This is a genomic window from Bradyrhizobium nivariense (assembly GCF_029846695.2).
GTDB lineage: Bacteria > Pseudomonadota > Alphaproteobacteria > Rhizobiales > Xanthobacteraceae > Bradyrhizobium.
In genome coordinates this window covers 1-14292 of sequence record NZ_JARWCR020000071.1, presented here as the reverse complement: position 1 = coordinate 14292, position 14292 = coordinate 1, and the positions used below count along the sequence as shown (strand labels likewise).

11 protein-coding genes are annotated in these 14292 nt (G+C 63.8%); 4 read left to right on the top strand and 7 right to left on the bottom strand.

Going from position 1 to position 14292, the window contains the following annotated elements; all coding sequences use genetic code 11:
* Window positions 1–6: 6 nt before the first annotated feature.
* From QCM77_RS36935 to QCM77_RS36920, 4 genes are all read right to left on the bottom strand, one after another.
* The gene (locus QCM77_RS36935; protein WP_280096217.1) at window positions 7–1224 is read right to left on the bottom strand and encodes a substrate-binding protein; all 1218 of its coding nucleotides are present in this window, start codon (window positions 1222–1224) and stop codon (window positions 7–9) included.
* Window positions 1225–1228: 4 nt separating this feature from the next.
* Window positions 1229–2086, bottom strand: coding sequence for a branched-chain amino acid ABC transporter permease (locus QCM77_RS36930; protein WP_279691552.1), 858 nt, complete (start codon window positions 2084–2086; stop codon window positions 1229–1231).
* 138 nt (window positions 2087–2224) lie between these two features.
* A complete protein-coding gene (locus QCM77_RS36925) occupies window positions 2225–3739 on the bottom strand; it encodes an amidase (protein WP_280096216.1) in 1515 nt (504 codons plus the stop codon).
* 161 nt (window positions 3740–3900) lie between these two features.
* The gene (locus tag QCM77_RS36920) at window positions 3901–5085 is read right to left on the bottom strand and encodes a substrate-binding domain-containing protein (protein ID WP_280096215.1); all 1185 of its coding nucleotides are present in this window, start codon (window positions 5083–5085) and stop codon (window positions 3901–3903) included.
* Between the two features lie 178 nt (window positions 5086–5263).
* Between QCM77_RS36920 and QCM77_RS36915 the strand changes: the two genes are divergently transcribed.
* Complete coding sequence (locus QCM77_RS36915; protein ID WP_280096214.1) at window positions 5264–5698, top strand: MarR family winged helix-turn-helix transcriptional regulator; 435 nt, start codon at window positions 5264–5266, stop codon at window positions 5696–5698.
* Window positions 5699–5915: 217 nt separating this feature from the next.
* Here the strand turns inward: QCM77_RS36915 and secA are convergent, their stop codons facing one another.
* Window positions 5916–8756 carry a preprotein translocase subunit SecA gene (secA, locus tag QCM77_RS36910; RefSeq protein WP_279664771.1) on the bottom strand — a complete coding sequence of 947 codons (2841 nt, stop codon included), beginning with the start codon at window positions 8754–8756 and terminating at the stop codon, window positions 5916–5918.
* A gap of 358 nt (window positions 8757–9114) precedes the next feature.
* Here secA and QCM77_RS36905 point away from each other — a divergent pair, with 358 nt between their 5' ends.
* Complete coding sequence (locus QCM77_RS36905; RefSeq protein ID WP_279664769.1) at window positions 9115–10047, top strand: peptidylprolyl isomerase; 933 nt, start codon at window positions 9115–9117, stop codon at window positions 10045–10047.
* Between the two features lie 101 nt (window positions 10048–10148).
* Window positions 10149–11390, top strand: a complete 1242-nt coding sequence (gene argJ, locus QCM77_RS36900; RefSeq protein WP_279664768.1) for a bifunctional glutamate N-acetyltransferase/amino-acid acetyltransferase ArgJ — start codon at window positions 10149–10151, stop codon at window positions 11388–11390.
* A 108-nt stretch (window positions 11391–11498) separates the two neighbouring features.
* On the opposite strand, the gene QCM77_RS36895 is transcribed toward argJ, so the two are convergent.
* Window positions 11499–12848, bottom strand: coding sequence for a TadE/TadG family type IV pilus assembly protein (locus QCM77_RS36895; RefSeq protein ID WP_280096213.1), 1350 nt, complete (start codon window positions 12846–12848; stop codon window positions 11499–11501).
* Between the two features lie 139 nt (window positions 12849–12987).
* Between QCM77_RS36895 and QCM77_RS36890 the strand changes: the two genes are divergently transcribed.
* A complete protein-coding gene (locus QCM77_RS36890; protein ID WP_279664766.1) occupies window positions 12988–13398 on the top strand; it encodes a (deoxy)nucleoside triphosphate pyrophosphohydrolase in 411 nt (136 codons plus the stop codon).
* A 58-nt stretch (window positions 13399–13456) separates the two neighbouring features.
* Here QCM77_RS36890 and QCM77_RS36885 read toward each other — a convergent pair.
* Window positions 13457–14292 (bottom strand): methyltransferase domain-containing protein (locus tag QCM77_RS36885; protein WP_280096212.1); only part of this gene is annotated, 836 nt, incomplete at its 5' end.

The window sequence follows — 14292 nt, the reverse complement described above, 5'->3', positions numbered from 1 at the left end:
TCCACCTTAACACTCCTTGGGATCGACGAGCCCGTCGCTGCGTCCGACGATCTCGTAATTCCCGCCCTTGGCGACCGCGGTGTACATCTTCATCTTGCAGTGCCGCTTGCCCGGCACCATCTCGGCCGGTCCACCCGGGCCTTCGGCGATCTTGGCGTGATCGAGCGCAGCCGCCACCGACTCGCGATCGATCTTGCCGGCTTCCTTGACGGCGGCTTCCCACAGCTTGAGGCCGCGATAGGTGCCGGTCGCAGCACTGCCGGCGGCGAACAGGAAGTTGCCGGGGAAATCCTTCTCGTAGGCCGCCTGGATTTTTGCGTCGAACGGGTTCTCCTTGGTCAGCACCTTGAAATAGTCGAGACAGCTTGCGAGCCCCTCGATCTCGGCGGCCTGGTTGATGTTGAGCGTGTTCTCGTCATAGTAGACGCAGGCCAGACGCCCGCCGTTCTTGAGGAAGCCCGCTTCATAGAGCTGCTTGAAGAACGGACCGACACCGGGCGGAATGACGGTGTTGAAGACGACGTCGACCTTGTTGGAGATGATGCGGTTGACGGTCGAGGAGAAATCGACCTGGTCGAGCGGATAGTATTCTTCGAACACGACCTCGCCGCCGTTGGCTTCGATCACCTTGCGCGCATAGACGTTGAGCGTGTGCGGCCAGACATAGTTGGCGCTCGGCAGCGCGAACTTTTTGCCGCCGTTCTTGATCAGCCAGGGGATGAACTCGTCGCATTGCTGCGCCGGCGTCGGTCCGGTGCAGAATAGATAGGGCGTGCACTCCTTGCCCTCGTAGAGCTGCGGATAGATGTAGAGCGTCTTGCCGCGCGCCACGATCGGGTCCTTGATCGCGTTGCGCATGGAGGACGTGATGCCGCCGAGCACCATGTCGACCTTGTCGCGCTGGATCAGCTTTCGCACGTTACCGACGGCGACGGATTCGTTCGAGGCGGTGTCCTCGATGTAGAGCTCGAGCGGACGGCCGAGCAGGCCGCCAGCCGTGTTGATCTCCTTGATCACCATCTTTGCGACGTTGGCGTCGGCATTGCCCGCATAGGCGATCGGGCCAGTGAGGTCGGTCGCGATGCCGACCTTGATCGGGGCTTCGGCCGCATTGGCCCAGGGCGCGGGGATCACCCAGCTGCCGGCGCCGGTCGCGACCGCGCCGGATGCAAAGGCGAAATTCGAGAGGAAGCGGCGGCGTGAGAGCTGAGTGCGATCGGACATGTGACTAAACCCCTTTTCCAGCGATGAGGCCCTGCGGGCGGAATTTGATGAAGACGATGGCGAGAACGAAGACCAGGACGTCGGCGACGACCGGCGCCATCACCCAGGGCAGCGCGGCACTGAGCGTGCCGATGACGCCGGCGCCCGCGACCGGCCCGATGAACGAGCCGACGCCGCCGACCATGACGGCGACAAAACCCTGGATCAGGAAGCGCAGGCCGAGATCTGCGAACAGGCTGAACACCGGCACGATCAGCGCGCCGGCGAGGCCGGCAAGCGCCGCGCCGAACGCAAAGGTGGCGCCGTAAATCAGCGGCGTGGAGATGCCGGATGCGCGCGCCAGCGACGGATTTTCCAGCGTGGCGCGCACGCGCAGGCCGAAGCTGGTGCGCGCCAGCAACAGATAGCAGCCGCCCATCACCAGCAGCGTGATCACGATGATGGTGAAGCGCCAGGCCGAGATGTGCATGGCGCCGATGTCGATCGAGCCGCCGATCGGCTCCGGCACGGTGAGATAGAAGCCGCCGATCAGGCCGCGCACGGTTTCGCGGATGATCAGGCCGAGCGCATAGGTGCCGAGCATGGCGACGATGGGTGCTGCGTAGAAACGTCGGATGATCAGCGCTTCCAGCACGAAGCCGAGCGCGCCGACCACGAAGGGCGCCGCGATCATGCCCGTCCAGATCGGCAGGCCCTTGGCGTAGGCGAGATAGGTGATGTAGGCCCCGAGCAGGACGAACTCGCCCTGCGCGAAGTTGAAGATGCCCATCATGCTGGCGATGATCCCGAGCCCCAGCACGATCAGGACGATGATCGCGCCAAAGCTCAGGATCTCGAACGCCGCGACGAACGCGTTAGCCATGCGGCAGAGCCTTTCCCGTTCCGATTGAATCGGAACGGGGCTCAAGATTTCTGTTTTGACGCGTTTTCTTGACGCGAACCGGTATCCACTTCGCTCGAAAACGCTCTGATGTTCCGTCCGCCTGCATCAATGCCTCGGTCACATCTTCTTCCAGTCGCCGATCTGCTCGAAGGCGTGGGCGGCGCGGTAGATGGTGGATTCCTCGAACATGCGGCCAACCAGCATCAGGCCGACGGGCAGGCCGTCGACCATGCCGCAGGGCAGCGACATCGCGGGATGATGGGTGATGTCGAACGGCGCGGTGTTGGAGATCATCTCCAGGGCGCGGGCGACATAGTCCTCGCGGCTGGCATTGGGCTCCGGCAGCTTCGTCGCCTTCATCGGCGTGGTCGGCAGCAGCAGCAGATCGTAGTCCTTGAAGGCCTTGTCATAGGCCGCGGTGAGGCGGCGGGAGATGTTGAGGGCCTTGCCGTAATAGCGCGGACCGAAATTATTGTTGATGTAGGTGCCGAGCAGCAGGAACAGCTTTGTGGTTTCCGACAGCGAGTCCGCCTGCCGGCGCCAGCCGCGATGGAAATCCATCAGCGTGGTCGAATAAAGATCGGAGCGGGACAGGCCATAACCGTCGCCATACATCATGGTCTGGGTCATGCCCTCAGTGCCGATCGGCGTCCAGATCGCGGGACCCATAAGATGCATCGGGATCGAGACGGTCTCGACGCTGGCGCCGAGATCCTTGAAACGCTTGGCCGCCGCGCGCACGCTTTCGTTCACGGCGGCCTCGGCGTTCGCCTGCTCAAAGCCTTCCTTGAGGATGCCGATCTTCATGCCCTTCACGCCCTGGCCGAGCGCCTTGGTGTACTCCTCGACTCTGGGCGCCTTGATGCGGGGATCGTAGCCGTCGTCGCCGGCGAGCACTTCGAGCAGCAGCGCGTTGTCGGCGACCGTGGCCGTCATCGGACCGGTGTGATCGACAAAGATCTCGATCGGCATTATGCCGGTGTAGGGCACGAGGCCCCAGGTCGGCTTCATGCCGTAGGTGCCACAGAACGAGGACGGCATCCGGATCGAGCCGCCTTGGTCGCCGCCCATCGCCATGTCGGCTTCGCCAAGCGCGACGACGACGCCGCTTCCCGAGGACGAGCCGCCGGCCGAATAGCCCATCTTGTACGGATTGTGCACAGAGCCGACCGCGCCGGTGTGGCTGCCGCCGGACATGCAGAAGGATTCACAGTGAGTCTTGCCGAGGATTTCCCCACCGGCGTCCAGGATGCGCGTGACGACGGTGGCGTCGAAATCGGGGACATAGCCTTCCAGCGTCGCCGAACCGTTCATCATGGGAACGCCGGCGAGCATGATGTTGTCTTTCAGCGCTATGGTCTTGCCCTTGAGCTTGCCGCTGGCGGCGCCCTTCACAGTCGACTTGCGATACCAGGCGTTGCGCGGATTCTCTTCCGCCGACGGCCGATAGCCCGGTGTGCGCGGATATTTGACCTCCGGCACCTCGTCCGGCATCGCGCCGACCAGATTGTAGGCCTCGATCGAGCCCTGCATCAGGCCGCGGAACGAGGCGACGTCTTCATCGCTCAGCGCAAGGCCGCACTGCTCGGCGACGCTGCGAAGTTGGGCTGGCGTGGGAAGGGCAACTGTCATGGCGCTCTCTCCTTGAGGCTTCTTGATCCCTGGCATTGCAGCCTCATGGTCGCGCCTGCGCGGCGCGGGCCAGTCGGCTTCACGTCGATATTACATACGGAAATATTTTCCTTTTCAAGTATTATTTTGGATTCCGACGTATGCACATCGCCGCGCCGGCATCAGACCGGTTTGATCAGCTTGAAGTCGAGGCCATCTGCCCCGGCGAGATACATTTGCATCCGGGTGTGACCGTTCCTGACGGTGACGGGGCCGCGCGCGCCGCCATAGACGATGTTGCGGCCGGCCGCGAGCATGGGCCCCATCGCTAACGTGCCCGCCTTGTTCGCCACGGCTTCGAGGAAGCGCAGTCCCTCATAGCTGGATTGACCGAGCGAGCCGATCGGGGGGCCGTTCGGTCCGAACATCGCGCGATAGCGGCCCTGGAAGTCGTCGTTGGCCCGCGAGCCAATTCCAGGGAAATAGCCGGAGGCGCAGAACAGATTTTCGCTGTTGTCGGCCCCGATTCCGAGCAGCACGGTCTCGTCCATCGCCCCGGCCAGCCGCAGCGTCGTGGCGCCAAGACCGCATTCGCCGAACGCGCGATTGAACGTGATGCTGTCGGTGCCGATCAACGAGATAAGGACGACGTCCGGCCTCGCTGCACGGATGCGCTCCAGATGCGGCTCATGGTTATCTTCGCCGAGGGGAACAAACTCTTCGCCGACGACCTGGCCGCCGGCCTCCCTGATGTAGCGCTTCACCGCGCGGTGCGACTGCCAGGGCCAGACATAGTTGCTGCCGATCAGGTACCAGCGCGCCGCCTTCTTGACGTCGGCAAGCCAGTGGATCGACGGACGGCTCTGCCAGCGCGGCGTCTCGCCGATCGCCATCACACCCGGCGTCTGCTCGCCGCCCTCGTAAACGGGCGTGTAGATGTAGGGGATGCGGTGGCGTGTGGTGACCTTGCGCAGCGCCACACGCACCGCGCTGGTATGCAGCCCGACAATGAGGTCGACCTCGTCGGATGCGATGGCCTGCTCGGCGCGGTTCAGGACCTCGTCGAGCGGGCCGCCGGCGTCGTAGATCGAAAGCTCGATCTCGCGTCCGAGGATGCCGCCGCGCTTGTTGATCTCGGCAACCGCGAGCCGCGCGCTGCTTGTCGCGCATGGGCCCCAAACACCGGGCGAGCCGGTGCAGCAGATGAAGCCCCCGACGCGAAGCTTGTTCGCGCCGCGCCGCCGGAGGAAGGCATGATCGTCCGGCGACAGCGCGCCACCGGCCGCCGACGACGACAGATTCCGCAACAGCAAGGACGGCGGCAACGCCGGACCGCCGTGAGCCGGGAAGTTTACCGTCGCGCGCACGCCAACTCCTGTCTGGCACCAGACTTGAAAGCACATTCAGCAGGCGGCCGCGGCATCCGCCCTTTTGTTGGGCAATATCCTATTTTGAAAATATTGAATATTCAAGAATTGAAGTGCATATAGATGCAGCATCGATTGCAAGACATTCACTCATTTGGGTCAAGACGAAGTCTTAGCCGTGGCAAAACCGAACACCCCGATCACCGAACACCTCGCCTACCTGCTCGCGCAAGCCAACCGGGAGATCAACCGGCAGCTCGAACTGCGGTTGAGCAAGGAAGGCGTGCCCGTCGAGCAGTGGCGCATCCTTAAGGTATTGTCTGATGGCAACGGCCATTCGATGGGCGAGCTTGCGGACGCCGTGCTGCTCAACCATCCGACGCTGACCAAGATGATCGACCGCATGGTCTCCGACACGCTGGTCTACCGCGTGCAGGACCCGAACGATCGCCGCAAGGTTCTGATGTTCATCTCCGATCGCGGCAAGGTGCTGAGCAAGAAGCTCAACTCGCTCGCGGTCGACCAGGAGGATCACATCCTCGAAAGTTACGGCGACAAATCGACAAGCGAGTTGAAGCGGCTGCTGGAGAGCTTGATCGACAGCTCGAATTGAGGCGTGGTTCAGCGCGCTCTCTCACCGCGTCGTCCCGGACCATCGAAGCGCAGTGCGCGCCACATACTCGCTGTCATCGCCCGATTTAGCCGGGCGATCCGGTATTCCAGAGACTGATGTGATTGAACTGAGAAGCCGGGGCGTACTGGGTCGCCCGGCTAAACCGGGCGACGACGGCGGAGAGTGAGGCGCCGACGTCGCACCTCACACCTGGCCGCTACGCATACCGCCCGTGGCAGTGCTTGTACTTCTTGCCTGAGCCGCACGGACAATCCTCGTTGCGGCCGATCTTGCCCCAGCTTGCCGGGTTCTTCGGATCGCGCAGCGCCGCGTCGGTGGCCTGCGCTCCGAGTGTGACGCTGGCGAGCGCCATCTCATCCTCGCCGGTGTTCGGGTCGAACTTGTGTGCTTCCATCTGCGGCAGCATCGGGGCTTCCTGCTCCGGCGGCACGATCTCGACCCGCATCAGCTGCGCCGTGACGGCCTCGCGCAGATGCGCGCTCATCTCCTGGAAGAGATTGAAGGCCTCGGTCTTGTACTCCTGCAACGGATCGCGCTGGCCGTAGCCGCGCAGGCCGATGACCTGGCGCAGATGATCGAGCATGACCAGGTGCTCGCGCCAGAGATGGTCGAGCGTCTGGAGCAGAATGGTCTTCTCGACGTAACGCATCACGTCGGGACCCCATTGCGCGACCTTTGCCGCCATGTGCTCGTCGGCGCGGGTCTCGATGCGCGTGAGCAGCTCCTCGTCGGCGATGCCCTCTTCCTTGGCCCAGTCCTCGACCGGCAAGTCGAGATCGAGCACGCGCTTGAGCTCTTCCTTCAGGCCCGCGACGTCCCACTGCTCGGCATAGGCATGCTCGGGCACGTGCTTGGCGACGAGGTCGTCAATGAAGGCGTGGCGCATGTCGGTGACGGTCTCGGCGACGCTGTCGTCCTTCATCAGGTCGACGCGCTGGTCGAAGATCACCTTGCGCTGGTCGTTCTGGACGTTGTCGAACTTGAGCAGATTCTTGCGGATGTCGAAGTTGCGCGCCTCGACCTTCTGCTGCGCCTTCTCCAGCGCCTTGTTGATCCAGGGATGGATGATGGCCTCGCCCTCTTGCAGGCCGAGACGCTGTAGCATGCTGTCGAGGCGATCCGAGCCGAAGATGCGCATCAGATCGTCTTCCAGCGACAGGAAGAATTTCGAGCGGCCGGGGTCGCCCTGACGGCCGGAGCGGCCGCGGAGCTGGTTGTCGATGCGGCGGGATTCGTGGCGCTCGGAGCCCATGATGTAGAGGCCGCCGGGCTTCCTCATGGTCTTGGCGGGCTTCGAACCCTTCGCCGGCTCGATCTCGACCTCTTCCTCGGCCTTCAACACGATGTCGCGGAAGTGCTCGATGTCGGCCTTGATCTGCTCGATCTTCTTGGCCTTCTCGGCCTCGTCCTCGATATCAGCGGTCTCCTGTTGGATCCGCATCTCGAGCGACCCGCCGAGCTTGATGTCGGTGCCGCGGCCGGCCATGTTGGTCGCGATCGTGATCGCGCCGGGTACGCCGGCTTCCGCGACGATGTAGGCTTCCTGCTCGTGGAAGCGCGCGTTCAGCACTGCGAACAGCTTTGCCGGTTTGCCGGCGCGGGCCGCGGCGTACAGTTTCTGCATCGAATTTTCGTTGCCGAAATCGATCTGCCGGTAGCCGTGCTTCTTCAGATATTCGGCGATCACTTCCGATTTTTCGATCGAGGCGGTGCCGACCAGCACCGGCTGCAGTCGCGCATTGGCGCGCTCGATCTCGGCCAGGATCGCGGCGTATTTCTCGTTCTGGGTGCGATAGACCTCGTCGTCCTCGTCCAGACGCGCGACCGGCAGGTTGGTCGGGATTTCCACGACCTCGAGCTTGTAGATGTCGAACAATTCGTCGGCTTCGGTCAGCGCCGTGCCGGTCATGCCGGCAAGCTTTTCGTACATCCGGAAATAGTTCTGGAAGGTGATCGAGGCGAGCGTCTGGTTTTCCGGCTGGACCTGGACGTGTTCCTTGGCTTCGAGCGCCTGATGCAGGCCTTCCGAATAGCGCCGGCCGGCCATCATGCGTCCGGTGAACTCGTCGATGATGACGACCTCGTCGTCGCGGACGATGTAGTCCTTGTCGCGGGTGAACAGCGCGTGGGCGCGCAGCGCCTGGTTGATGTGGTGCACGACGGAGACGTTCTCGACGTCGTAGAGCGACTCGCCCTTGAGCTGGCCGGCATCGCGCAGCAGCGTCTCGATCTTCTCCATGCCGGCTTCGGTCAGCGTCACCGTGCGCTGCTTCTCGTCGACGTCGTAGTCGGTCTTGTCGAGCTTGGGCAGGAAGCCGTCGATGGTGTTGTAGAAATCGGAGCGGTCGTCGAGCGGGCCGGAGATGATCAGCGGCGTGCGCGCTTCGTCGATCAGGATGGAGTCGACCTCGTCGACGATCGCGTAGAAGTGCGGCCGCTGGACCATGTCCTCGATCCGGTACTTCATGTTGTCGCGCAGATAGTCGAAGCCGTATTCGTTGTTGGTGCCGTAGGTGATGTCGCAGGCATAGGCCGTCTTGCGCTCGGAATCGTCGAGGCCGTGGACGATCACGCCGGTGGTCATGCCGAGGAAGCCGTAGATCTGGCCCATCCAGCTGGAGTCTCGGCGGGCGAGGTAGTCGTTGACGGTGACGACGTGAACGCCCTTGCCGGCGAGCGCGTTGAGATAGACCGCGAGCGTCGCGACCAGCGTCTTGCCTTCGCCGGTCTTCATCTCGGCGATGTCGCCCTCGTGCAGCACAATGCCGCCGATCAGCTGGACGTCGAAATGGCGCTGGCCGAGCGTGCGCTTGGCGGCTTCACGGACCGTGGCGAAGGCGGGGACCAGCAGGTCGTCCAGCGTCTTGCCCTCGGCGAGCTGCTTCTTGAAGTCGGCGGTGCGAGCCTTGAGCGCCTCGTCGGAGAGTTTCGAGACCTCGGGCTCCAGCGCGTTGATCGCGTTGACGCGGGACTGATATCCCTTCACCCGCCGGTCGTTGGCGGAGCCGAAAAACTTGCGGGCGAGCGCGCCGATCATGCCTAGTTCCTGTGTTCGCGATTCAACCGCGTTGCAGCCAAGAGGTTGTCACCCGCTTGCCTATCAACTCACCGTGACGCCTGGTGGTGACCCCAGAGCCCGGACTGCGGGGGGTCCATCCGCCATATGGGTGGGAGTTGGGCAAGTCTGGGTTCAACGGCCAAAAACGCAGCAAAATAAACGCCATCGCCATGGACGCGACCGGGCAGAGATATGGCCCGGTCAGGGCCTTGTCAACGGCGGGCGCATTGCGGCTAATTCATCATTTTGACAGACTTTTCGCGTTGCCAAGGCCCCCTGAATTGGGCGAGTGTCCGCCCCGCTCGAGCAGCCCCCTGCTTCAACAAAAGGATTTTCCATGACCACCTCGTTCCCGGTAACCAAAACCGGCCTGCGCTTCGGCCTCGCCACCGCCCTCGTGGGCTGCCTTGCGCTGGCGCTGATCGCGGGTCCCGGCCGGGCCGCCGACGATCCGGTGCTGGCGAAGGTCAATGGTGCGGAAATCAAGAAGAGCGACGTCGCCATGGCCGAGGAGGAACTCGGGCCGAGCCTCGCCCAGATGGATCCGGCGACCAAGGAAGAGAACGTCCTGTCCTTCCTGATCGACATGAAGATCGTCGGCAAGGCCGCCGAGGACAAAAAGGTCGCCGACGGCGAGGAGTTCAAGAAGCGCCTGGCGTTCGCCCGCAACCGCCTGCTGATGGACAGCCTGCTCGCCGGCGAGGGCAAGGCCGCCACCACCCCGGACGCCATGAAGAAGGTCTATGAGGAGGCCTCCAAGCAGATCACCGGCGAGCAGGAAGTGCGCGCCCGCCACATCCTGGTCGAGACCGAGGACGAGGCCAAGGCGGTGAAGGCCGAGCTCGACAAGGGCGCCGATTTCGCCGAGCTCGCCAAGAAGAAATCCAAGGATCCGGGCTCGGCCGACGGCGGCGACCTCGGCTTCTTCACCAAGGAGCAGATGGTGCCGGAATTCTCGGCGGTCGCCTTCGCGCTCGAGCCGGGCAAGATCTCCGACCCCGTGAAGTCGCAGTTCGGCTGGCACGTCATCAAGGTCGAGGAAAAGCGCAGCCGCAAGGCGCCGGACTTCGAGCAGGTCAAGGCGCAGATCGAGCAGTACGTGACCCGCAAGGCCCAGGCCGACTACGTCGCCAAGCTGCGCGCGGAAGCCAAGGTCGAGCGTCTGGACCAGCCGGCGGATGCGGCAAAGGATGCCAAGCCGGCTGATGCGGCCAAGCCTTCCGATGCCAAGCCCTCCGACAGCAAGATGGCGCCGCCCGCGAAGAAGTAAGAATTCGCTGTCACTTCGGTGACGCCGAGGGTATCTAACGTCGCAATGGCCGGGCAAATGCCCGGCCATCTGCATATCCAGACCCATCAAGGCGCCCCGCGATGTCCTCCTCCGTCTCTCCCCTCGCCCCCAAAACTGTTCCCGACATGCCCGTGATCGCGGGCGTCCGCCTTGCGACGGCCGAGGCCGGCATCCGCTACAAGAACCGCACCGACGTGCTGCTGGCGGTGATGGACAAGGGCACCGCGGTCGCGGGCGTCTTCACCAAGTCGAAATGCCCGTCCGCGCCGGTGGAATGGTGCCGCGCCAAGTTGAAGGGCGGCAAGGCGCGCGCGCTGGTGGTCAATTCCGGCAATGCCAATGCCTTCACCGGCAAGACCGGCCGTAGCTCCACCGCGCTGACCGCGAAGATTGCGGCCAAGGCCGTCGGCTGCAGCGAGAGCGAGATTTTCCTGGCCTCGACCGGCGTGATCGGTGAGCCGCTGGACGCGACCAAGTTCGACGGCGTGCTCGGCCGACTGGCTGAAACTGCCGAACCCGGCGACTATCTGGCGGCCGCCAAGGCGATCATGACCACCGACACCTTCCCGAAGGTCGCGACCGCGACCGTGAAGCTCGGCAAGGCCAAGGTCACCATCAACGGCATGGCGAAGGGTGCCGGCATGATCGCGCCCGACATGGCGACGATGCTGTCGTTCATCTTCACCGACGCGCCGATCGCGCCCGCCGCGCTGCAGGCTTTGCTCAAGAGCGGCGTCGAGGACACCTTCAACGCGGTCACGATCGACGGCGACACCTCGACCTCGGACACGCTGCTGGCCTTTGCCACCGGCGCGGCTGCCGAACACGGCGCGCCAAAGATCAGCCGCGCCAGCGACCCGCGCCTGAAGGCTTTCGTCAAGGCGTTCAATCTGGTGCTCGCCAATCTTTCCGAGCAGGTGGCCCGCGACGGCGAAGGCGCGCGCAAGCTGGTCGAAATCACGGTCGAGGGTGCCAAGACCAAGGCCTCGGCGCGCAAGATCGCGATGTCGATCGCGAATTCGCCGCTGGTGAAGACCGCGATCGCCGGCGAGGACGCCAATTGGGGCCGCGTGGTGATGGCGGTCGGCAAGGCCGGCGAGCCAGCCGACCGCGACAAGCTCTCGATCTCCTTCAACGGCATCCGCGTCGCCAAGAGCGGCGCGCGCGATCCGTCCTATGACGAGGCGCAGGTGTCGGAAGCGATGAAGGCGCCGGAGATCGCGATCAAGGTCTCGCTCGGCCTCGGCAAGGGCCGCGACCGCGTGCTGACCTGCGACCTCACCAAGGAATATGTCGCGATCAACGGGGATTACAGGTCGTAGCCCTTCTCTCTCGCCCCGTTCTTTACGGAGAGAAGGTCGGGGTGAGGGGCTGCTTCCGCATCGACGGTGGCAACCGACTCGCGGAGGGTCCCCCTCACCCGGATCAAATCACCCCGCAATCCGCGCGTCGGCGACCGCCTTCTTGAACAGCGCGTTCATCGCGGCCGAAATGCCCTGGGTGGGGCTAACCTCGAAATAGAATCCGGGCGAAGCGCAGCTCTGCATGTTCTGCGCGATCTCGCTGTTCGGAGACGGCCCCCAGGTCCCGGCATTGAAGGGCGCGATCCAGTCACTGTACCAGGTGTCAGTAGGCGGCTGATATGTCGTGTACAGGACCGCGATCTTGATACCGCGATTCTTCAATGTCGTACACAGCGCGGGATTGATAGGTGACTGACAGCGTGGTGCTATATTTCCCCAACGACTATTGTACATCGTCTTCAGGCAAGAGGCATTGCTTTCATCGGCAACGCCGTCCGATACAAAAAACAAATACTTCAGCGGGGCGGAAGATGTGCCGGCTCCAGGCGAGGCGATTGCGGTATTGATTGCGGGAAAAATAGTGGTGAAGGGAGTATCCTTATCGGCAGTAAACGCGTCATTCTGACCGGCGACCGACATCAGGTCGATGTTTCCCGCCGCAGTCTTGGCGGAGGTCAGGCTCGACGAGAGCGAGAACAGATTTCTCAATCCGATCGTCGCTGACGCAGCGCCGAAATCGTAGATCGCCATTCTGAACTGGTTCGTGTAGGTCTGCGTGTTCTGGGCGGTGTCCATCAAGTTCGCGCTCGCCTGGCGCACCACGTCAATTCGGGTCGTGATGCCATTTGCTTTGGCGATGTCGTAGTTGCTCGTGCCCGCCTTCTTGGAGGTGTCGTGACACGCGAACGCGCATCCACCCGTCTTTGCCTGCAAATTCGTTATGTCGGTCGGTGTCGCTGCGACACCCATCGAGGGAGAATTGTCCAGCAGGAGATAGAAATCGACATAGAGCGGCATGTTGGCCGTCGACGCCGACGTGCCGCTCATGGCCAGTGTGGTCTTGCCTATCACACCGAGAAACATGGTGTTGATGGTGGCGGTGAACGAGACGGTCGAGTTGATGATCGAGCCGCTCTTGACGACGGTCGGGGTGACGCTGTTGAGCGTGTAGCCGGTCAGGTTGGCGCGATTGGCATCGAAGATGTTCTGGGCGTCGGTGACGCCGACCGTGATCGGACCATCCGCCGTCATTGAGCCCGCCGCGGCAAACCCCGGCGAGGCCTTGGCGATGGCGCCGACGCTGGCCGCGTCGGCCGCGGCCTGAAGCTTCGACCGGACCTGCGTCGCGCGGGAGTAGTCGATCGCGCTGCCGACCAACGTGATCAGGGGGACGCAGCAGATTGCGAAAATCACCGCGACATTGCCGCGCCGGTCGCGGAGGAACCGGCGGAAGATGGTACGAAACTCAGCGCGCATGGGTCGGGCCCGGAATGGTTTAAGCGTTTCCACTCTAGGAACCGTTGATTAAATATGACTTATGGGGACCTCGGAAACACGGGCCGTAACGGGGTTAACGAACCGTTGCGGATGATCTTCAGCGAGCGACATTCCAGGCATGGCCGATCTCAAACTGACACTGGTGGTGGCTTGCGCGCTTGTCGACGCCGACAAGCGCGTCCTGATCGCGCAGCGCCCCGCGGGCAAGACGCTGGCCGGCCTGTGGGAATTTCCCGGCGGCAAGTGTGACCCCGGCGAGCGGCCGGAGCAGAGCCTGATCCGCGAGCTCGAAGAGGAGCTCGGCATCATCGTCGCCGAACCCTGTCTGGCGCCGCTGACGTTTGCGAGCTACGGCTACGAGACCTTCCACCTCCTGATGCCGCTCTACATCTGCCGGCGCTGGGAAGGACAGGTGGTGCCGCGCGAAGGCCAGACCCTGGCCTGGGTCCGCGCCAACAAGCTGCGCGACTACCCGATGCCGCCCGCGGACATTCCGCTGATCCCGCATTTGATCGATTTGCTGATGTGAGCTGCGCGTGCCCCGGGCGCAGCGCAGCGCTCTTGCGGTGCGCTGCGCCCGGGGCACGTTAGCCCCCTCCCGCCTTCTTCACCGCCTCCGCCAGGCTCGCCTTGGCCGACCCGGGCTTCAGCGGCTGCTGCTGGCTTGCATGCGGGGCCCAGCCGGAGAGCCAGATGATGTCGAATGTCGCACGAATGCGGCCGTCGGCATCGGCAAAGCGTTCGGCATAGATTTCGGCCATGCGCAGCAGCGTCGCGCGCCGGCTCGGTGTGCGCCGCCGCTCGATCAGCACATTGGCCGCGCCCATGCGCCTGATATCCTGCATCAGCGCGAACACATTGGCGTAGCGCACCACGACGCGGTCGACATCGGTGACCGGCAACGCGAAGCCCGCCCGCTGCAACAGCGCGCCAACGTCGCGCAAGTCGGCAAACGGTGCGACGCGCGGCGACACGCCGCTCTCGCGTTCGGCTTCGGCGGCGGCAAAAGCCTGGCGCAGCTCGGTCAGGCTGTCGCCGCCGATCATCGCCGCCAGCAGCAGCCCGTCCGGCCTCAGCGCGCGGCGGATCTGCGCGAGCACGCCCGGCAGGTCGTTGACGAATTGCAGCGCCAGCGCCGAGAGCACGAGGTCGAGGCTTTCCGGCGCAAAGGGCAGCTTCTCCGCACCCGACGCATCGAGCTCAATGCGCTCGATCGAGGGCAGTCGCGCGTGCAGCACCGCGAGACCCTCGCCGGGCGTCCAGAGATCGGCCGCTGCGTGAAACTCCCGCATCACCGCGGCCAGCCGGTCGGACATCTCTTCAGCGACCCGATCGAGCAGAAAGCTCACGGCACCTTGCGCCTGCGCGCGGCGCTGTCGCGCGTGCAGCAAAGCACGATCGAACAGGGCGGGCGGGGTTTGTG